Source organism: Anabaena sp. EIM26 (assembly GCF_057568715.1).
This window is the reverse complement of record NZ_CM172472.1, coordinates 5,520,690-5,542,220: the sequence shown is the minus strand read 5'-3', so window position 1 is coordinate 5,542,220 and position 21,531 is coordinate 5,520,690. Positions and strand designations below refer to the sequence as shown.

The following is a 21,531-nucleotide window of genomic DNA, read 5'->3' as shown; positions in this document are numbered from 1 at the left end:
AGTGCTAAGTTGGAGTTGACAAGACAGGCGGTAATTGGAAATCAAGTAATGGCCTTGATACTGACATTTTTAGGCAAAAGCGGCATCGCTCGTAGCAAAATAGCGATCGCAGCAGCCAAGTTATTGGCAAACCAAGGCAAACGGGTACTCCTAGCAGGACTTGCAGAGCCAACATTGCCAATTCTCTTAGATACTTCTCTCACTCCTGACCCCCAGGAAATCGCTCCCAACTTGCAAGCAGTACAGTTTCAATCATCTGTACTGCTAGAACGTAACTGGGAAGAAGCAAAAAAGCTTGAGGCGCAATACCTCCGCACGCCTATTTTTAAAGAGGTTTATGGTCAAGAACTGGTAGTATTACCGGGCATGGATAACGCCTTGGCTCTCAATGCTATTCGTGAATATGATGCCAGTGGCAAATATGATGCGATTATCTACGATGGCACAGGCGATGCTTCCACCTTGCGGATGTTGGGAATGCCAGAATCCATGAGTTGGTATGTCCGGCGATTTCGGCAATTGTTTGTCAATTCTGACTTGGGCAAAACAATTACAGAATCACCCTTGATTCAACCGCTAATTACCAGCTTTTTTAATGTTAACTGGACGGCAGATAACTTTGCCCAACCCACTAACCAAGTTAATAATTTTCTTGAACAAGGTAAAGATGCGATCGCAGATCCCCATCGCGTCGCCGCCTTTTTGGTGACAACCCCAGACCCAATTGATATTGCAAATTCCCGCTTTCTTTGGGGGACTGCTCAACAAGTTGGTCTAACTATTGGTGGCGCTATTTTAGTGTCTGCGGAGGAAAACACCAACCTATCAGCAGAATTTACACCCCTCCCTGTGAGCATCGTTCCTGATGTCTCCAACGGTGAATGGCAACCTTTGATAGATGCTTTACCCAACTTTGTGGCGCAAGCATTACAAGCTCCCAAACCAATTGAAATCGACGTTCATAATCGTCAAGTACGCTTATTTTTGCCTGGGTTTGACAAAAAGCAAGTCAAACTCACCCAGTACGGGCCAGAAGTCACTGTAGAAGCCGGAGATCAACGGCGCAATATCTTTCTACCCCCTGCCTTAAGTGGTAGACCCATCACTGGCGCTAAGTTTCAGAATAATTATTTGATAATTTCTTTTTAGGTAATGGGTAATGGGTAATGGGTAATGGGTATAAAGTCTTTCCAATTACCAATTACCAATTACCAATCACCAATGCCCCATAGATTAAGTACACCTTATGTCCGAATCTACACCTATTAACCCAAATCCTCAACCTACTGAGGTTGTAGAATCTACCAGTCAGGAAGTGACAACCACAGAAGCCCGGAATGCCAAAACTCGGCAATTGCTGGGAATGAAAGGTGCATCACCGGGGGAAACTTCCATTTGGAAAATCCGCTTGCAATTGATGAAGCCTATTACCTGGATTCCCCTCATTTGGGGCGTAGTTTGCGGTGCAGCTTCTTCTGGTAACTACACCTGGACTCTAGAAAATGTCTTGAAGTCCGCACTTTGTATGTTGCTATCTGGGCCTTTGTTGACAGGTTATACCCAAACCATCAATGACTACTATGACCGAGAAATTGACGCTATTAATGAACCTTACCGCCCTATTCCTTCCGGGGCAATTTCAGAAAAGCAAGTAATTAGCCAAATTATTGTTTTACTCTTACTAGGATATGGGGTAGCCTACACCTTAGATTTATGGGCAGGTCATCCAGTTCCTAATGTCCTATTGTTGTCGATTTTTGGGACATTTATTGCCTACATCTATTCTGCACCACCATTGAAATTGAAGCAAAATGGCTGGTTAGGGAATTATGCTTTGGGTGCAAGTTACATTGCTTTACCTTGGTGGGCTGGTCATGCTTTGTTTGGTGAACTCAATTGGCGGATTGTAGTTCTGACCCTATTTTACAGCTTGGCTGGCTTAGGAATCGCTATTGTCAACGACTTCAAGAGTGTTGAGGGCGATCGCCAATTAGGATTACAATCACTACCAGTCATGTTTGGTGTACAAAAGGCCGCCTTGATTTGTGTAGTCATGATTGACCTATTCCAAGGCTTAGTTGCTGCCTATCTCGTCAGTATTGATGAGAACTTGTATGCTGCCATCTTGGTGTTATTAATCATTCCCCAAATCACCTTCCAGGATATGTATTTCCTCCGTGACCCCATAGCCAATGATGTCAAATATCAAGCAAGCGCCCAACCCTTTTTGGTATTGGGAATGCTGGTGACAGGTATTGCTTTAGGTCATGCCGGCGTTTAATTTAATATATCTTTAGCTAGAAGTGATCAATGAGGAGTTAGGAGTTATATTAATTTCTAACTCCTCACTTGTATTAGAACTTGCTATGTTAAATTTTATATTTTTCCTAATGCATGGGATACAACCATTATTGATTCCAATTTGCTTTTTAATTGCTTGGACGATGATTATTTTGGTGTTTCTAAATTTATGGACAGCAACAAAAGATACTGTGAAAACTGCTCAAAAAATGCACCAAATTCCCTGTCATAATTGCCAGTTTTTTACTAATAATTATCGTCTCAAATGTACGGTAAATCCATATATTGCGAATACTGAGGAAGCAATTGGTTGTAAAGATTATCAATCTAAGTAGGGCTTTACAGCAAGCCCTAAGTAATTATCACTTATCCCAGATTTCTCTTTGTTGTAGATTATTTCGGTTCTTTGGTTCTTTTTATGGAAAACCCGGTTCAAAACCATTGAAAGCCTTATTGTGTGGGCATTTAATTGAAAATATGGGCATAATTGTTTATAACCCTTGCCCCGTAAGGGTTTTGTTATAATAAATCCTCAATCACCATAAAAACAACGCAAGAGCCATTATTTGTAAGGGTTTCGCATTAGAGGACGAAGCAAGTTTAAAATCAGCCGTAGAACAAGATTATACAAGATAAGGATTTAGATAACGAGATATAGTAAGGATTTGAACTTCAGTAGCTTGGTTACAGGTAGCTGTAGTAAATATTGCCATCCTCACAAGTTCCTCAACTTTTACTACTAAATTCAAGGAAGATTAAATTTGGTTCTCAAAAGCCAATTTTAATCTTAACTGTGGAGACATCTGCTAAAGTCTGTCAGCCCACACAGTTAGTCTTAACCTTGAATTTATTTAAAAAATAGGGATTACTTGCGGCTATGGATACTCTCGCTTTTATGAACAAGCTGGAAAATCGTTTTGGGTTCACCCCTGAAGATAAATCTATTCTCAAATCAAATGCAGATTGGGGGCTAGAAATTGCATCAGAAATGGCAGATCATTTCTATACTTATCTAGGACGTGATCAGGAAATGAATGCGATTTTAAATGCAACCGAGGGAAGAATTCATCGTCTCCGAGAAACATTTATTCATTGGTTTCATGAAATGTTTACAGGCATAGATGATTGGGGTATTAGCTATTCTAAAAGTCGTTGGCAAATTGGTATCGTTCATGTCAAGATAGGAATCCAACCCCAGCATCTAGTTCCTGCTATGGCTACTGTAGTTCATGAAGTAGGTAAAAAACTCAAGCTAGAAGGAAAATCAGAGGAATTAAAAGAGGCTTTAGGGAAAATTTGCATGATTGATTTAGCTTTTATTGAACAGTCTTATGTGGAAGTTTCTACATCTGCTGTTCTCAGAGAAACTGGTTGGTCAGCAGTTTTATTTAAACGTCTAGTTACTCATGGTGCAGAATCTATGTAATTTGATTTTTTGATTTGCTAATTTATTTCTAACAGTACCTTTAAAACTCCTTTAGTTTGCGCTTTTTGAATAGCAGCTAAACCTTCACTCAGGGGATAATAAGCATTAATTAGTGGTTCTACATCCACCTGTTTTGTTGCTAATAACTCTAATGCTGGGGTAAAGGGTCCACAACGAGAACCTATGAGGGTAATTTCATCTACCACTAATGAAGAAGCATCTAAACTGAGATTGCCTGCATAGGTACTTTTTAGTACTAGTGTGCCACGAGGACGTAAAGCCCGACGAGCGATCGCAAATCCTTCTGGGTTTCCTGTACAATCAATGGAGATATCAAAAGCTCTATCTGTCACAGCATCTACTAAACTAGTTTTTATCCCCCGTGCTTCTAAATTAACCAATTTCTCTCTGTGTCGTCCCACTACTAACAAATTGCAACCTGTTAGCGCTAGTGTCTGGGCTACTAATTGCCCTAATTTACCATCTCCCACGACTAACACTCGGTCATCTCCACATAATTGCACTTGCTGTTGAATTTCCAAAGCTGCGGCTATGGGTTCAGTGAAAGTTGCAGCTTCGGTTGAGACATTTTCCGGGACTGGATGCAAGTTTTTAACAGGTAAACTAAGGTACTCAGCAAAAGCACCATTACGGTTAACAATACCCAAAACTGTGCGATTTTCACAATGTGTGGGTTGTCCCCGACGACAAAACCGACAATAACCACAAACAGCATTGATTTCACCGACAACTCTTTGATTAATTAAGTCGTCTGCGCCTTGTTCTACAACACCGACAAATTCATGGCCGATAATGCCAGTATAGGGATAATAACCTCTAAGTAATTCTAAGTCTGTGTTACAAATTCCTGCACATAAAACGCGCACTAAAGCCTCTCCCTCTGGTGGTTTAGGGATAGGAATATCTGTTCTGAATTGCAACTGGTTATTTTCTAGCCACAGTCCTTTCATTTTTGTCTTGAACTAGTCCTATATATAGTTTTTTATAGAGAATTCCCCGCTAACCCTGATAGATATAGCGGTGGAAATTGGTTAAAATTTTACACCTTGGAGAAATGGTGTAAATACTGGTGCTAACTCTGAACTGCTTAGAACTAGACTAGGAAAAGAGCGATCGCTATAATCTGTTCCAGGCGATAATGGAAATGACTCAGAATTGAGTGATATCCAACTACCACCAGCAGCTTGAACTATTACCCAAGCACCTGCAATATCCCAAACCTTTGGTGTCGCTTCCAGTCCTCCCAAAACTGCACCAGTTGCTACCGTTAAGAAGTTGTAACTAGCGACTCCTAACATCCGAATTTTACAAGGAAACCCTGGTTGTATTATTGCCGTACTGCGGGAACAAAGGTTAAAAAAATGGTTTTTACTGGGAGCATCTTGACTAGTATGAATAGGGTGATGATTAAGAAATGCTCCCGTTGGTGTCGTTAAACCCGATTTACCAGGCCAAAAACCGTGGAAAGCTTGATTTAATGGTGGTGCGTAAACGTAACCAAAAATAGGTATGCCTTGATAGAGTAAGCCTAAAGAAATCGACCAAATAGGAATTCCTCTTGTAAAGTTGGTTGTACCATCTAAAGGATCAATTACCCAACACCATTCTCTATCAGGAAAAGTTTGGTCACTTTCTTCGCTCAAAATGCCGTAACCTGAAAAGGTAGAAACAATGGCATCTCTAATTTCTTGATCTGCCCATTTATCTGATTGTGTTACTAAACTACCATCAGCTTTTTGTGAAGCTTGGACTTTGCCAAAATCCTGCATTAATTGTTTTCCCACTCTGGTAGTGGTGGTTTCAGCAAATTCTAAAATTGTATTCCAAAAATCGTTCATTTATTACACCATTTTTTTATGAATTAGTATCAAATTAATTTTTGCAGCTTGGCTCGCGTGTATGCAGCAATTGTAAAAGAATCTGTAATTTCGTTTTCACAGATCATCCTTTCTAATTCTGATACATCTATGGGTAGCAATTTAGAAATTCCTTCTTTAATATCAAATTCACCAAAAGATTTAAGTTCTGCAAAAAATAGCTCAACACATTCGGAAGTCATGCCTGTATTGAGGTGCATTTTACCAATTGAAACTAAAGCATGAATTTCAGCACTAATTTCTTCCATTAATTCTCGCCGAGCATTTTCTGCACTAGATAAACCTTTTTCGCCAAATCCACGCGGTATTTCTAAATGCCAAGAGCGCGTTGCATGGCGAAAGTGACGGACAAGCAATACTTGTTGTTGATAAATTGGCATAATCGCCACACCAGGAGAGCTATTTGGCTGATCAACAATACGTATGTAAGTACCAAACTGTCCACCAGGAAAACGTACTGCATCCCTGAGAATTAATAAATATTGGTCTTGATAAACTATGCCAATTTTAGCCCATTCAATGGGTAATCCCTTTTTTTCTAGTCTCTGTGCGACGAGAGATTCCACTTGAATAATTTCTTCTTCTTGTAAAATTATTTGTAATCCATCGCCTTCTAAATTAGCAAACATTGCTGGATAATTGGTGGCGAGAGATAAGTATTGTTTTAAAGTATTCAAGCAGTTTCTTCTCCTGAAAGATTGAATGTAGCATCATTTCCTACTAATATAGGCTCTGGTCTAAAACCAGGAATTTCTCTAATTTTGCGCTTCATCGCTTCCCATTGTTCTCTAGGGGAGCGTGTAGTACCTTTCTTCAACTCGATGGTCATATTTAAATCAGCTTGATTAGCTTCAGAACCTGCAATTCTGAATTTTTCAACATAGGGTACTGTATCATCTTCATCCAAAGAAGAAACTTTACCATTGAATACGTATGTAGTTCCCTTATCAGACCATTTTACTAACAGTTGTACCCCTGATATCTCTAAAATATACTCAATACTAGGTGTCCAAAGTTCTACTTTCTCTTGCGATCGTTTGAGTTTAACTAAATTTGTCATCTGTCTATTCAAATCTATATAGCTTTGATACACAGGTTCTGCCATTTCTTCAAACTTGTCAGGATTTCTGAGTAAATCATCCATACTTTGCATATAAATTTGCCACTCTTGTGTAGACCTAACTTCTAGAACTTCTTGCAGGTTTAAAGATGCCAAAGAATCTAGATAACCATCTTGAAGCAAAGATTCTAAATAAAGTCCCTTCTGTAAACGCTCAAATGCAGAATCTTTCAAGAGCTTTAGCCAATCATCAGCATTTTTTTCTGGCTCACTGCGATTTTTTCGGGCTGATTCCAATTCCTGTAATGCTGACCGTGGCAGAGAATCAAAAGGTGTTAATGCTATTCCTTCTAAGGCATCTGGAAGATTAACATTATATTTCAAATCAATTAATTGTTTAATTTCTGCTGCAAATGGCTTGTGAAAATCATACTTTTTGTCAACGGGGTTACTTCCTTCCGCAGTAACAAAATGTTTATATATTTCTTCACGAGTAATGAATTTTCTGTCTTGACGATAAGCTGTTACGCAGTGTTGTTCTAAGTCAAATAACCTGTCTATAAAAGATTCTTTCGCTTCTTCTGGTAAATTCAAATCCCTGATATATTGATTAATGTTTCCCGAAGAAATACCTTTGCAAAATTCATGAAATCGACGACTAAGTTTTAGATCAATCAATTCCTTGTTTGTTTTATCATTCCATGAAAGTCGTAAGCATTTGAGGCGAACTTCTTGACAGAGTTGTGTCCAAGCTTCAAAGGTACTGGTAGTAAATTTAGGCGGCTGCATAGGACTTTCTTCAGCAAATAAAAAAGGTACTATAGTCCCGCTGTTCAAAAAAGCTTTAAAAGCTTCACGCTCCTCTCCAGGGTTTTCATAACACTCAAAAACTGTTTTTTCGTTGTAAATAGCAGCACGATTGATAACTAGTTGTCGGGAATTGATTAAAGCCCGACGGAACTCCATCTTTTTATCTTGTTCAACCTGATTTTGAACATCGCTAAAACTCAAATTACGTTCTTTCATCTGATTGAGTAAATAGCTGGGTATCCACTGGTTATCAAGAGATTGAGGCATTAAATGGTTTGTTTCTAAATCTCTTTTTTCATAACGTTCAAATTCGTAATTTCCGATTGCAGTAATCATAGGTATTTGGGTTTCAGGAGATATTGCATTGTTGACGTTCGGTTGAATTTTTTCATTTACTGAAATAAGTATTATTTTTTTACTTTTATCTTTCAGCATATCTTCCCAATTATTAGGAAAGTCTTGTTTTAATTGTTCATGCCATAATTGAGATAATTCTTCTTTTTTTTGTTGATACCATGCAGGTAAAAATTCTGGTGTGTCTGCTTGTAAGCTCTGACCACAAATAATTAACTCTTTACGAATCTTGGCAATATTATTAGTAACTTCTGCTAATGACAGCCTTAAAAAATAATTATCTTTAGAAAAGTTTTCATCTTCTAAAATGTTACTAAAAAACTCTTTCTCTTTTTCAAATTCATATAAAATAATTTTCAATTCTGTAAATGCAAAAATTTTATATTTTCTTGGATCAAACTCATTTAAAGATAGACGCGATGGATCTTGATAATACTTAAAATCTACGTCATTATTATAATGAATAAAATCAACATCTCTATTTAAAAAAACTTGCTCAATTTCGGATGTTTTATGATTAAAGTATGCAGCACATAGGTTGTCTTTTTTATCGCGTAAAATCGGTACTACTGATGATGGGTAGTAAGCTAGAGGACAATCATGTCCTATTAGTTTAAATTCTTCTTCCATTAGCTTCATAATTATTTCATCAAATATTTTTCATGTGTTATCAAATTGGCAATAGTTTTTAATGATAGCGTTTTTTGCTCCTTCCTCCAACTTGGCTGCAATTTCTTTAGGGTCAAAATTCTTATGAGGATTGTAAAAGTATGGCTGAGGAACTTGTACTGGTTTGTCTTCTGTAATGGAATTAAGCCACATTTTCTTAAATTCATCCCAACGTTCTTGTGGCAAACCTACCCATAATAAATACTGAGTTAAAGGAACTACAGTTTCAGTCTGACACTCAATTGAGCATTGTCGTTGATCAATTCCTTGGGAGGTTAAATCCAGGCTGAGAAAGTCACGAATTTTTTGCAAAGAACTAGGTAGAGAATGAGTAATTTTTTGAATATTTCCCTCTAAATATTGACGATTATTTCCATAAATGTATCTTACAAGCTTTCGGGGTGTGTTGAAGTCGCCTTTAAGACAATACTTAGGAAAATTAATTAGTTCACTACTCCAAGTTTCACCATATTTCCCTGACTCTGCTGCTCCAGTATCATAAGGATAATAATAACTAATATGCTGTAACAGTTCTGGACTAAACATAAAAGCTATAGGAAACTCTCTGAGTTGTCCAGGTGAAGGACGATGAAATATTCCACCGTAGGAAAAGTAAAGTAAATCTTTTTCAAAGACTTTACAATATTGAGGTTTTAAAGTCATTTTTGCTTCTGCAATCTGATTTAACCATTTAACAGAAGTAAGATGGGCTATTGGTAAGGCTAATGGTAATTGATCATTATCCTCTAAGTTTTTTATTGCATCTTGAAGGCACATATAGTTTCGATGACCTTTATTGGTATTACAAGAATTTATGTTATCAGTCCTAGAAAAACAGACCGATTATTAAAACTATTCAGAAATTCAATGCACCCATGTTTCAAGTTTGATGGCATTAGTCAACTATTACCTGTTGACTTTTGTTCTTTACGAAGTTCTGTCCAATTTTTATTTGTTTCTTCAAAAATAATTTGATATTGTTGATATAACTTATCTAGCTTTTCTTTATCAATGTTTTCCATCTCATCGGTGCATAAATATTCTAGGTTGTCTCGTAACTCATATAATTCGTTCAGAGTAGCAGTATATCTAATCCATAATCCTCTATGATTTAAAAATGTATCCCAAACAGTTAAAAAAGTTGTCATGGCACTAAGACTAAAAGCTATGTTTTGAAAAATTAACTTGTTTGAGGTATTTAATCCATTAATTCCTAATAAAATGGTTGTTAAAGATGCTATGGCTAATGAAATAAATTTAATTCTAATCGCTTTTTCCCTATTGTGAATACGTCTTTCTTTAAATGAATCTATTCTCTTATTTATTTTTTCTTCAAGAAATTTAATTTTTCTAGAAATTTCTTCATCTTTTTCTATGGCGGTAATTTTTAATTTGAGTTTTTGTGTACAATGGGCGATGAATGGTATAAGTTTTTTTGAGTTAGTGAATGTCAGTGTTATTATTAATTCTTCCGCACCATCAAAAGCTAGTTCCTGAAGAGTGCCATCATAATCAGCTACTAAATCTGAAATTTCACTGCTTATATCATCAGCATTCTGCATTGAATAACTAATTTGCACGTTAAACTTTTGCAATTTTTCTTGCATAATCTTAATAATCAACTGAATTGTTAATTTATACTGTGACGAGCTAGTAAATGGAAATTTATTTGTAAGAACTATAACTGTTGTTTGATAAAGCTTTTAGCCATACGCTTACACAGCAAGCCCTAAGTATAAAAATATTATACCTATTCTTAGCTGTGAAAGACAACGTCGAGCTTTAATGTATCAAAATTAACTTGACCATATTTTGTGTAAACTCGACATTTTACTTTTTCATAACTGTTGCAAAGGTTTTTTGCAAAAGGTCTAATCTAAATCGCTTTCTAAAACAGAAGCAAAAGCTTTTTTGGTATTAGTTTGAAATTCTGTCACGTTGACTCGATTCAAAAACCAAATTGATACTAGCATTCCTACTGCTTCTAAAGCAAAAACTAATCCATAAGCTAATACTAAGTTTTCGGGTAGGAGTTTGCGCCCTATATCTAAAACAGTCCCACCGATAACGACAGCTATTCCCCTAGATATAGATTGTGCTAGTCCCCAAGCACCAATAAAAGTACCTGCGGCTTCTGCAACTGTTAAATCTAACATTAAACTAACTGCTGCTGTAGTTAAGAAACCCGTAGATAAACCAAAGATAACTAAACCAAATTTCAGGAAGTTAGGATTAGCAGAAAATCCCGAAGAACCGAGTAATAAAGCCGAAAATGCTACTAAAATACAGCCTAATTTTATAGTCCTACGTTTACCCAAACGTGGCACAATGAAAAAGCCTGTGACACCATAAGCAATTAAAATTCCTGTACCATAAAAAACATTGAGTTTAGTGCTTTCAGCTAAAGGCATATTAAACACTTCACCCGCATAAGGTTCTAAAATTGGATCTTGCATAAACAAGCTGATAGTCATCACCAATAAAAAAGTGAAAAATATCCCTGTTTGTGGACTAGCTGTTAATATTGTCCAAGCTTTACCTATGCTAATATTATCTTCCCTGTTTCCTGGGGTGGAACGGTTGGAGAAACGAGAATATTTTTTTTCTACACCCAAAGTAGCGACAATTGCTAAACAAAAGACTATTCCCGGCACAATCAAAAATAATCTATTAATTGCGGCTTGCAAAGTTTCTAAAGATGCACCTGCTGTTAATTGATTCAGCAAGCTAGAACTGATAATTGCCCCAACTATAATACCTACCATCAGCATTGACCAAACAATACCAACGACTTGAGACCGGTTATCTTCTTCTGAAATATCCACCAACAAAGCGGCAAATGTCGTACCACTGACACAAATCGCTAAACCATAGACAGCAAAAACTAGACCTAAAACTGCTGTCCAACTGACTGTTTGGGTTGTCCATACCCATGTAGCTGCACTACTAGCAGCATTTAACTGCCACATTACTTGTACTGCTAAAAAGGCTGCGATCGCAAATATTCCTGCTCCCACCCACACATAAGCTGTGCGATGATATCCCCATAATGGTTTGACATCGGACATTTGTCCAAACCAAATCCGCGTCGGAGAAACAAAAGCTGGCATTGCTAACACCAGAGATACCAACGTTGCAGGAATTGCTATTTCCTTAATCATGACTCGGTTGAGTACCCCCAGAGTCAAGATAGACATCATACTCAACCCCATTTGAAACAACCCTAGCCGAAACATGGTCAAAATATTGACCTTTGGTACAGCTAGAGAGTCTTTGGGGGTATCAAATGTATTACCTGCCATAGCTACTTTTTTGTATTGTTTACAGAATTTAATCTCAAATCACGGATTAAAAGGATTGAAGGAATTTCACGGAAATAGTTCTCAAAAACTAAGTCTCAAAAACGTAAGTTTTGACGAAGTAAGTTTATTATTTCTATAATCCCCATCTCAATTCTGTGAAATCTCTAAATCCGTTGAATCCGTGATATAGAAATGTAAATATAATCTATTTTACCAAAATGAACTCCATTACATTAGGTCAAAATGGCGTAATCTTAATGCCCGTCTCAATTCCGTAAAATCCCTAAATCCGTTGAATCCGTGATATAGAAATGTAAATATAATCTATTTTACCAACATGGAACCCATCTCAATTCCATGAAATCCTCGAATCCGTTGAATCAGTGATATAGAAATGTAAATATAATTTATTTTACCAAAATCGAACCCATCACATACAGCAGTTTGCATAGTTAGGAGGTACAAAATCTAACTTGAAACCTATACATAAAGCCAGTTTTACTCCTGACTCCTGACTCCTGACTCCTGAATCCTGCCGTAATTCCGTGAAATCCCTAAATCCGTTTAATCCGTGATTTAAGATGGTTTAAATAAAATTGCCCCAGTTTTATCTTTACTACGAAAAATAGGTGAAAAATATGGTCGTACCCCCGCCCAAGTAGCCTTCAACTGGTTAATTGCTCAGGGGAATGTGATTCCCATTGCTGGTGTTAAAAACACCGAACAGGTAAAACAAAATGTTGGCGCTTTAGGTTGGAAAATTACAAATGATAAGTTAGGCGAGTTAGATCAAATTACCCGCCTTTGAACCAATTTTAGATTTTAGATTGGCGATTTTAGATTAGGAAAAACCATCACTTGAGAATTGTATCAATTGAACCAATTTTAGATTTTAGATTGGCGATTTTAGATTAGGAAAAACCATCACTTGAGAATTGCATCAATTCTTTTATTCTCAATCCAAAATCTAAAATCCAAAATCCAAAATTGAATTGAGAAGTCTATTCTCTTCCTGTATGTGAACCTAGTTTATGATTACTGGGTGCGGGGGAAGATTCGCGACGAGCTGTGCGTAACTTAGGTTTAGAAGATCCTTGTCCTTCATCACCACCGTTATCTTTAGCCCAAGAAACACGATTACGATCGCCACCATCACGACGCTTGTTGAGTTTGGGTTTGGAAGATGGTTCTTCTGGAACATCTACACCTGATTGTAACCATGCGGGACGGGTTTGATCATAAGCAATTTGCAAAGCCGCAGCTGCGATCGCTTGAGCATCATATTTCTCAATCAATTCGCTAATGATTGGTAAAAATGAAGCTAGACGTTCACCTGTTAAAGCTTCTCCTACCTGTTCTTGCAATTTTTGAATGTGTCTGGCTTCAATTTGCGCTCTTGTAGGAATCGTCAACACTTGCCAATTTTGGCGATTATGACGTTCAAATGCTTGTTGCTTACGGCGTTCAAAAGGTTGTACTAAAGAAATCGCTGTTCCTTCTTTCCCAGCGCGACCAGTCCGACCAATTCGGTGAACGTAGGTTTCAGCACTGTCGGGTAAATCAAAGTTGATGACATGAGAAAGTAGATCAACATCTAAACCTCGTGCCGCAATATCGGTAGCTACTACCCAGCGGACTTGACGATTGCGGAAACGAATTAACAATCTTTCTCGTGCTTGTTGAGACAAATCACCATGATATTCATCAACACTGTGACCAGCAGCTTGTAATTGATTCGTCAATTCTGCGGCTGTACGTCTGGTGCGAACAAAGATTAAAGCTGTTTCTGGATCTTCCATTTCCAGAATTGGCTGTAAAGCTTTAGCTTTTGTCCAGTGACGGGGAATGAGGTAAGCTACTTGATTGATTTTGTTGGGTGCAGCTTTTGGTTGCTCAACGGTGACAGTTGCCGGAGAGTTCAAAAACTTGTTGACCAAGGAGCGAATTGAAGGTGGCATTGTTGCCGAAAATAAAGCTGTTTGGCGCTCTTTGGGAGCCTGAGAGAGGATTTTAATGACATCATCAATAAAACCCATGCTCAACATTTCGTCAGCTTCGTCTAAAACAAACCACTTTACTTGGTCAAGTTTGAGACAGCCGCGATCTAACAAGTCGATCACCCGTCCGGGAGTACCGACAACCATGTGAACACCACGTTTGAGTTGTGACATTTGGCGGTCGATTGATTGACCACCATAAATTGCCATGACTCGTAAGCCATCATCACCCATGAATTGGGAAATGGCATCATGAACTTGCATCGCTAATTCACGGGTAGGTGTTAACACTAAAGCTTGTACAGCCCGTTTGTTAACATCTAGTTGTTCTAAAATCGGCAGCGAAAAGGCCGCTGTTTTACCGGTTCCTGTTTGTGATTGACCAACGACATCACGACCTGCTAACAGTTGAGGAATAGCTTGGGCTTGAATATTCGTGGGTGTAGTAAAACCCATTTTTTCTAGAATTGCTACACGTTCTTGGGAAATACCTAGTTCTTGAAAGGAAAGATTCATTAATTCTCCTAGATTTTATTGTGAGTTGTGGACTTGTAAACCGATACTTAGTTTGTAAATTAGGGCATGGGACATAGGTCATGGCAACATCACCAATGACTAATGACTATTAACTATTAACAATTTGACCATAGAGGTCATAGGCATCGGCATTGTGGATCTTTACTGGCACGATGGTTCCTAGCCTAGACTCGCCTTTAACATAGACTTGGCCATCGACTTCTGGGGAAAATCTGCCGGAACGGCCGATTAATTCTCCACTTTCTGGGTTTTCTTGCTCAATCAGGACATCAACTATTTTGCCTACTTCCTGTTGATTTTTGTGGAAGGAAATGGGCTGCTGGAGTTCCATGAGTTGATCACGGCGCTCTGCCATTACTTCTGCGGGAACTTGATTAGGCAATTTATAGGCTGGGGTTCCCTCTTCTGCTGAAAAGGTGAAGACACCAACGTGATCAAATTCGTGTCGCTCAGTAAACTCTAGTAGATGGTCAAATTGCTCTTGTGTTTCTCCAGGGAAACCAACAATAAAGGTTGTTCGCAGTACTGAAGATGGTAACGCTGTTTTGATGCGATCAATAATGCCATCATTTACCCGTCCTTGCCAAGGACGGTTCATAGAGCGAAGCATCTCTGGATGAGAATGTTGCAAGGGCAAATCTAAATAAGGCAGAACATTAGGTGTTTCTTGAATTGCCGCTATTACGTCTGGGGTAAGTCCGGTGGGATAGGCATAGTGCATTCTGATCCACGGTACATCTACTTTCCCTAAAGCGCGGAGTAATTCCGCTAACTTTGGCTGGCCGTAAATATCCAAACCATAATTGGTGGTGATTTGGGATATCAGAATTATTTCTTTGACCCCTTGGTTAGCCAATTGCTTGGCTTCGGCGACTATGGATTCAATAGTACGCGATCGCTGGTTCCCTCTTAAATAAGGAATAATACAAAATGCACAACGATAATCGCATCCTTCGGCAACTCTCAGGTAAGCTACTCCTTCAGTTGTCGTTCGGTAGCGGGGTGTCGTTTCATCAGCTATGTAGGTGGGTTCGGCGCTAATTAGTTTAACCCGTTCCCCTTGTTCTACCCGTTCTATGACATTGACAATTTTTTGATAATCACCTGTGCCAACCACGGCTACTGCTTCTGGCAACTCTTCCAATAATTGTTCTTGAAAGTGTTGCGCCATGCAACCAGTAATAACGACTTTTTTATTTGCTTCCGCCAGTTCTACTAAAGTTCTTACTGACTCTTCTCTGGCAGCTTCAATAAAACTACAGGTATTGACAATAACATAATCAGCTAACTCTTCATTTGTATCTACACTATAGCCTGCTTCTACCAGCAGCCCTAGCATATGTTCTGTATCAATTCGGTTTTTCTCACATCCCAGGTGAGAAATAGCAATTGTCGGCTTGTCACCCATATTTTGAAAAAATCTTCACTTTTTTTTCTCGTTCAATCACAACATTAAAAACAGTAGTTAGGTGCTTTTTCCCGCACCCTGATCAGGACATAGCAGTAACAAATTGCCGCTGCTAATAAATACCCGTGGACGTTTGACCCTAATCATTATTGATATAGAGGCCATGCTATGATATTTTTATTAATCTGTTCCCCAGGGTAAATTGAAGTGTCTTTGGGTACTTATGACACTCTTAATCTTTTTTAACGATTCGCTTATTGGTATTTTACACTACCCCAGCGTGTGCGTTGTTAGTTTACCCATCGGGAAGCCGCCCAAAGGGCTGTTTTTGAGAAGTCGCTACCCTCAGGGAAATCGCACTTGCGACTACGCCTATCAAGCAGTAATGCTACCCCATACTTCAGACAGGGCCGGCGACGTGCGCGGGCAGTATGCCTAAACCATCGGGAAGCTGCCTTGTGTCTTGTGAGTGGCAAACTCCTCTTATAGCCAGATTTTATCTTAACATATCTTATGGAAGGTTCAACGCCGATTTCCATCTTCAGAAGGACGCAATAAAGCATGGATAATCAAACAACTTGACTAGTTTAGTTAAAAGTCAAGAGTTCGCTCAAGAATGAAACATAAAGGCGGAAATGCCCTCAATCATCAGAGGATAGGGTGATAAAATCGCCAAAAACCAATTAAAAACAGACTAGGGACGTGGTAGATCCAAAAATTATTCTTGTCTTTTCATCCTTCTTAAACAAAAAATTCTCAATTCTGGACAATGCCCTAGCAAATTAAAGACGTGGACTTATATCAGCTATTCAAAACTCGTACACCAATTATTGGCGTGGTTCACCTGCTACCGCTGCCTACTTCACCACGTTGGGGAGGTAGTCTCAAAGCGGTAATTGATCGCGCAGAACAAGAAGCAACAGCCCTGGCTAGTGGCGGGGTAGACAGTATTATTGTAGAAAATTTCTTCGATGCACCGTTTACTAAAAATCAAGTTGATCCAGCAGTTGTTAGTGCAATGACTGTGGTGGTACAGCGCATACAGAATTTAGTAACTTTGCCTATAGGTTTAAATGTTTTGCGAAATGATGGCAAAAGTGCAATGGCGATCGCTAGTTGTGTCAAAGCCCAATTTATCAGAGTCAATGTCCTGACCGGAGTTATGGCTACTGACCAAGGATTAATTGAAGGTGAAGCCCATCAATTATTGCGCTATCGACGAGAACTAGGCTCGGATGTGAAAATTCTGGCTGATGTCTTGGTCAAACACGCCCGTCCTTTGAGTTCACCTAATCTCACAGTTGCTGTCAAAGACACAATCGAAAGAGGATTGGCAGATGGGGTAATTTTATCAGGCTGGGCAACTGGTAGCCCTCCTAATCTAGAAGATTTGGAACTTGCTTGTGGTGCGGCGGCTGGTACACCAGTGTTCATTGGGAGCGGAGCTAATTGGGAAAATATTGATACCCTGATGCAAGCAGCAAATGGTGTGATTGTTTCTAGTTCTCTCAAACGCCACGGTCAAATTTCGCAACCCATTGACCCAATTCGCGTCAGTCAATTTGTGGAAGCTGCTCACCGCAGTTGGAACTCCAAAGGTGAAAGTAAATCCATTCCTTCTGTGAAATTACATTCTTAGGTGACAGGTGACAGTTGACAGGTGACAGTGAAGAGGGAATAAGGCAAAAGTTGATTATTTTTCCCCTGACTCCTGAACTTCTGAACTCCTGAACTCCTGAACTCCGAACTCCGAACTCCGAACTCCTGACTAAATACTTATGATTCGCCGTCGTTCTACTCCTTGGATTCATAAATGGTCGCGTCCATTAATTGGGGCGATCGCTGGCTGTGGTGTCCTCATCACAGGTTATCTCACCTTTGAAAAGCTGACTGGCAGAAGTGCTGCTTGCGTAGCCGAAGCTGGTACTAAGGGCTGTAATGATGTCCTTTCTAGCCCTTGGGCAACAGTTTTTGGTCAACCATTAGCTTTGTTTGGGCTTTTAGCCTACATCAGTATGCTGATATTTGCTCTTGCTCCCTTAGCATTAAACTCAGGGGAAAACAACAAAAGCAGTAAACAACTGGAAAATCTGACTTGGTGGTTGCTATTAGTGGGAGCGATCGCTATGTCAGTGTTTAGTGGTTACTTAATGTACATACTGGCATCCCAAATCAAAGCCGTATGTCCTTACTGTATCGGCTCGGCTTTATTTTCCCTGAGTATGTTAGTAATAACCATCATTGGTCGTGACTGGGAAGATATTGGGCAAATATTTTTCACTGCCATTATTATCGGGATGGTGACGCTAATTGGCACTTTAGGCATTTATGCTGGAGTGAATAAATCTGGTAACATCGCTGAATCCGCTTCTGGTCAACCTCAGGAAATTACTTTCACTCCCACAGAAGAGCCTAATCCCGAATTCGGCTGGAAAATTACTACCACATCTGGAGAGTCAGAAATTGCCTTAGCAGAGCATCTTGTTAAAGTTGGGGCTAAAGAATACAGTGCTTATTGGTGTCCCCACTGTCATGAACAGAAGTTACTTTTTGGCCAAGAAGCTGAAAAAATTATCGACGATAATATTAAGGTAGAGTGTGCTAATGACAGTCCCAAAGCAAAGCCAGACCTGTGTCAAGCTGCGAAAATTCAAAGTTTCCCCACTTGGATCATCAATGGTAAAACCTACAGTGGTGTGCAGAACCTAGACGAACTGGCAAAGATTACTGGTTATACGGGTTCTCGAAACTTCAAGTATTTTAGATAAATTACTTATACCCAGTTCTTAACTATTACAGGAGCATCCTACCGCAAATAAATGACACTATCCCTGGCTTGGTTCATAGATTAAGCTAGGGATTTAACATATACTCTATATTCCACACTCAGCCTTATACCATTTCACAAAAAGCCTAATACAAATCATTGGTGTTTGATTCTTCCCCCTGCTCCCTTTCAACTACGCTCAAGGCAAGCCTATTTGTATCAACTTTAAAGTGAAACAGTATTAGTCCGGCTGCTAATTCTAGCGTTCCACAATCCCACGAGGTTTTTATGAATCAGCAGTTAAGCAGTCATCTTGTCAGACTTGTATTTAAAGTTAAACAAGTTCTTAGTCAAGGACGCAGAGAATTGATGATTGCTTCGTGGATTGCCATTTGTGTCATAATTTTGCGTTCTGTAGGTTTATTACAGTCTTTAGAATTGGAAACTTTAGATAAATTTTTTCGCTTACGTCCCTATGAATTGCCAGATGAACGCATCACTATAGTAGCAATTGATGAAACTTCTGTACGTCAAGCAGGTTCTTGGCCGATTCCCGATGAGATCATTGCCCAGGTTTTGTTTAAGTTAAAAGATTACAAACCCCGTGCAATTGGCTTAGATATTTATAGAGATTTACCTGTAAAGTCTGGTTACAAAAAACTAGAGAATGCTTATAAAAGCATACCAAATCTGATTGGTATTCAACTACTAGCAAATAACAAAAAAGAAAGTGTTTTACCTCCACCAATACTGAATGAGCGCAACCAAGTAGGGTTTAATAATATACTCTATGATCCTGATGGTAAAGTTCGCCGGAGCTTGTTATATTTGCACGTTAATAATCAAGCCTATGAAAGTTTTGCTCTCAAGTTGGCTCTATTATATTTAAAGTCAGAGGGAATAACACCTCAAACAGCCAAAGGTAATCATCAATATTTACAGTTAGGTAAGGCTATTTTTCCTCGGTTTGAGAGTAACAATGGTGGTTATGTGGGGGCTGATGCTAGGGGCTACCAAATTTTATCTAATTTTCCTAAACCCCGTTGTCATAATGTATCTGTTGGACTTTGTAATTATCGTTATGTATCTTTGGCAGATGTATTAGCTGATAGAGTTCCAGCGCATTGGATTCGTGATCGCATGATCTTGATTGGTTCTACTGCACCAAGTCTCCATGATTTTGTGTTTATTCCGTACTCTGGCCGTCTCATGGATACAAGTGCTGCACAACCGATAGCTGGTGTCCAACTGCAAGCTTATTTTATCAATGAGTTAATTTCTGCTGCTCTGCAAGGAAGACCATTACTCAAAGTCTGTCCTGATTATATAGAAAATTTGTGGATTTTTGTTTGGTCTTTGATCGGAATGGTTATTATCTGGCAAATCCGCCAACCCCAAAATAGTATATTCATATTTTTACTGTTTGGGTTTGCTTTAAATCTAACTGTTTATCTGGCTTTTTTAAGCGGGTGGTGGATACCTATTATTCCCGCATGGTTGACTTTTATCAGTTCAGCTATTGCTATGATTTTTTACATTAATTATATACAACAAGAATTAAAACGTTCTAAAGAGTTTTTACATCAAATTATCAATGCAATTCCTGATCCCATTTTTGTAAAAAATCAACAACATCAGTTGATTGTTTTAAATGAAGCCTATTGTCGATTTATTGGTTATTCATATAATTTATTAATAGAAAAATCAGATTATAACTTTTTTCCTCAACATGAAGCTGATATATTTCGCCAGCAAGATGATATTCTGTTTCAGACTCAGCAACCCCAGGAACATGAAGAAGAATTTACTGATGCGAATGGCAAGACTTACTTGATTGCTACTAAACGATCCCTGCATAAAGACGCTGCTGGTAATTTCTTTTTAGTTGGGATCATTAGAGATATCACTCAAAGTAAAAAAATTGAAGAAGAACTTAAACGCACTGCCGCCGATTTATCTCATTCCAATTATGCTTTAAAACTTCAAGAAAATCATCTGCGTCAATTAGCTTATCATGACTCTCTAACTGGTCTATCTAATCGTAAATTTTTTCTGGAACAACTTGATGAATCGCTAAATTGGTCACAAACTAATCATCTTATGTTGGGATTGCTGTTTATTGATTTAGATGGCTTTAAGGATGTAAATGATACATTAGGTCATGAGATGGGCGATCGCTTGTTGGTAATTATCGCCCAACGTTTGAATAATTCATTACGCACCAGTGATACAGTTTCTCGTTTGGGTGGTGATGAATTTACTGTGATTTTACGCGCTATTTCTAATTTCCAAATAGCTGCGAAGGTGGCTGAAAAACTTTTAAATGTGATAACTGAGCCAATTGTTCTAGGTGGGCATACTACCACAGTTTCTGCCAGTATTGGCATTAGTATCTACCCCACTCACAGCCAAAATAGTGAAGATTTGATTAAGCAAGCAGATGCAGCAATGTACCAGGCCAAACATCTTGGTAGAAATCGCTACGAGTTTACTAAAACAGTTATGAGTGCTGAGTAAAAAATTAGAATTTATTGCACTTAGCAAAGTGCTTTACCATTCATAATTCCTATATATATCAATAAGTATATACTGACAGTTTTTTATCAATTCATATATTTTTATCAAGATTTGTTTAAAAAAATAGCATTTATGATGTGACTTTACCTTAATATTTGTTTATATAAACTTAAATTAGTGTTTTATACTCGTAAATTAATAATTTAAGTTACAACTAATAATTTTTTCTAAATTCTTGTAAGTTTTGATGGAGTGGTTTGGGTGTTTACACAGAAAAAAGTTAAGCTTTGGTTAAAAATAAGTCAAATAGTTAATTTATGCCTAAATAATATGATGAATATCCATCTCTGGAGCGATGATTCAAAAATCATACAAGGAATATTTCTTAATTTAAGAGTATGTTATTCAACAACAATATTTTCAAAGCTGAGGAGAAAGCTAATTTTCAGTTCAGTCGTTAATTGCTAACAACAATAACTAACTAT

At 38.3% G+C, this 21,531-nt stretch carries 16 protein-coding genes and 1 pseudogene; 8 read left to right on the top strand and 9 right to left on the bottom strand.

Annotated features, from left to right (window positions below):
* Positions 1 to 48: 48 nt before the first annotated feature.
* The 4 genes from AC012T_RS24010 to AC012T_RS23995 all read left to right on the top strand — a co-directional run bounded on the left by AC012T_RS24010 (position 49) and on the right by AC012T_RS23995 (position 3,727).
* A complete protein-coding gene (locus tag AC012T_RS24010; protein WP_487061428.1) occupies positions 49 to 1,149 on the top strand; it encodes a Get3/ArsA fold putative tail anchor-mediating ATPase NosAFP in 1,101 nt (366 codons plus the stop codon).
* A 97-nt stretch (positions 1,150 to 1,246) separates the two neighbouring features.
* On the top strand, positions 1,247 to 2,281 hold the full coding sequence (gene chlG / locus AC012T_RS24005) for a chlorophyll synthase ChlG (protein ID WP_487061426.1): 1,035 nt from the start codon (positions 1,247 to 1,249) through the stop codon (positions 2,279 to 2,281).
* Between the two features lie 85 nt (positions 2,282 to 2,366).
* Entirely contained in the window at positions 2,367 to 2,636 is a 270-nt protein-coding gene (locus tag AC012T_RS24000; protein WP_487066736.1) for a hypothetical protein, read from the top strand.
* Between the two features lie 542 nt (positions 2,637 to 3,178).
* The gene (locus AC012T_RS23995) at positions 3,179 to 3,727 is read left to right on the top strand and encodes a protoglobin domain-containing protein (protein ID WP_487061424.1); all 549 of its coding nucleotides are present in this window, start codon (positions 3,179 to 3,181) and stop codon (positions 3,725 to 3,727) included.
* Between the two features lie 17 nt (positions 3,728 to 3,744).
* Here AC012T_RS23995 and AC012T_RS23990 read toward each other — a convergent pair whose 3' ends face one another.
* From AC012T_RS23990 to AC012T_RS23960, 7 genes are all read right to left on the bottom strand, one after another.
* Positions 3,745 to 4,698 (bottom strand): MDR/zinc-dependent alcohol dehydrogenase-like family protein, encoded by a 954-nt coding sequence (locus AC012T_RS23990; RefSeq protein WP_487061422.1) that lies wholly within the window; start codon positions 4,696 to 4,698, stop codon positions 3,745 to 3,747.
* An 81-nt stretch (positions 4,699 to 4,779) separates the two neighbouring features.
* The gene (locus tag AC012T_RS23985) at positions 4,780 to 5,586 is read right to left on the bottom strand and encodes an inositol monophosphatase family protein (protein WP_487061420.1); all 807 of its coding nucleotides are present in this window, start codon (positions 5,584 to 5,586) and stop codon (positions 4,780 to 4,782) included.
* A 29-nt stretch (positions 5,587 to 5,615) separates the two neighbouring features.
* On the bottom strand, positions 5,616 to 6,302 hold the full coding sequence (locus AC012T_RS23980) for an NUDIX hydrolase (protein ID WP_487061418.1): 687 nt from the start codon (positions 6,300 to 6,302) through the stop codon (positions 5,616 to 5,618).
* Positions 6,299 to 8,488: a hypothetical protein gene (locus AC012T_RS23975; protein WP_487061416.1), complete on the bottom strand. Its 2,190-nt coding sequence runs from the start codon at positions 8,486 to 8,488 to the stop codon at positions 6,299 to 6,301. The genes AC012T_RS23980 and AC012T_RS23975 overlap by 4 nt, the downstream gene beginning before the upstream one ends.
* Positions 8,489 to 8,509: 21 nt before the next feature.
* On the bottom strand, positions 8,510 to 9,295 hold the full coding sequence (locus AC012T_RS23970; RefSeq protein ID WP_487061414.1) for a hypothetical protein: 786 nt from the start codon (positions 9,293 to 9,295) through the stop codon (positions 8,510 to 8,512).
* A gap of 122 nt (positions 9,296 to 9,417) precedes the next feature.
* Positions 9,418 to 10,125: an SLATT domain-containing protein gene (locus tag AC012T_RS23965; protein ID WP_487061412.1), complete on the bottom strand. Its 708-nt coding sequence runs from the start codon at positions 10,123 to 10,125 to the stop codon at positions 9,418 to 9,420.
* 264 nt (positions 10,126 to 10,389) lie between these two features.
* Entirely contained in the window at positions 10,390 to 11,820 is a 1,431-nt protein-coding gene (locus AC012T_RS23960) for a BCD family MFS transporter (RefSeq protein ID WP_487061410.1), read from the bottom strand.
* 580 nt (positions 11,821 to 12,400) lie between these two features.
* Here AC012T_RS23960 and AC012T_RS23955 point away from each other — a divergent pair.
* Positions 12,401 to 12,628, top strand: a pseudogene (locus AC012T_RS23955) (aldo/keto reductase); the annotation flags it as partial.
* Positions 12,629 to 12,821: 193 nt separating this feature from the next.
* Here AC012T_RS23955 and AC012T_RS23950 read toward each other — a convergent pair.
* Both AC012T_RS23950 and rimO read right to left on the bottom strand, forming a co-directional pair.
* Positions 12,822 to 14,333 carry a DEAD/DEAH box helicase gene (locus AC012T_RS23950; protein ID WP_487061408.1) on the bottom strand — a complete coding sequence of 504 codons (1,512 nt, stop codon included), beginning with the start codon at positions 14,331 to 14,333 and terminating at the stop codon, positions 12,822 to 12,824.
* Positions 14,334 to 14,442: 109 nt separating this feature from the next.
* Positions 14,443 to 15,762: a 30S ribosomal protein S12 methylthiotransferase RimO gene (rimO, locus tag AC012T_RS23945; protein WP_487061406.1), complete on the bottom strand. Its 1,320-nt coding sequence runs from the start codon at positions 15,760 to 15,762 to the stop codon at positions 14,443 to 14,445.
* 790 nt (positions 15,763 to 16,552) lie between these two features.
* Between rimO and btpA the strand changes: the two genes are divergently transcribed.
* The 3 genes from btpA to AC012T_RS23930 all read left to right on the top strand — a co-directional run bounded on the left by btpA (position 16,553) and on the right by AC012T_RS23930 (position 21,046).
* Entirely contained in the window at positions 16,553 to 17,401 is an 849-nt protein-coding gene (gene btpA / locus AC012T_RS23940) for a photosystem I biogenesis protein BtpA (RefSeq protein WP_487061404.1), read from the top strand.
* Between the two features lie 139 nt (positions 17,402 to 17,540).
* The gene (locus tag AC012T_RS23935; RefSeq protein ID WP_487061402.1) at positions 17,541 to 18,530 is read left to right on the top strand and encodes a vitamin K epoxide reductase family protein; all 990 of its coding nucleotides are present in this window, start codon (positions 17,541 to 17,543) and stop codon (positions 18,528 to 18,530) included.
* A 287-nt stretch (positions 18,531 to 18,817) separates the two neighbouring features.
* Positions 18,818 to 21,046 (top strand): CHASE2 domain-containing protein, encoded by a 2,229-nt coding sequence (locus AC012T_RS23930; RefSeq protein WP_487061400.1) that lies wholly within the window; start codon positions 18,818 to 18,820, stop codon positions 21,044 to 21,046.
* Positions 21,047 to 21,531 lie beyond the last annotated feature (485 nt).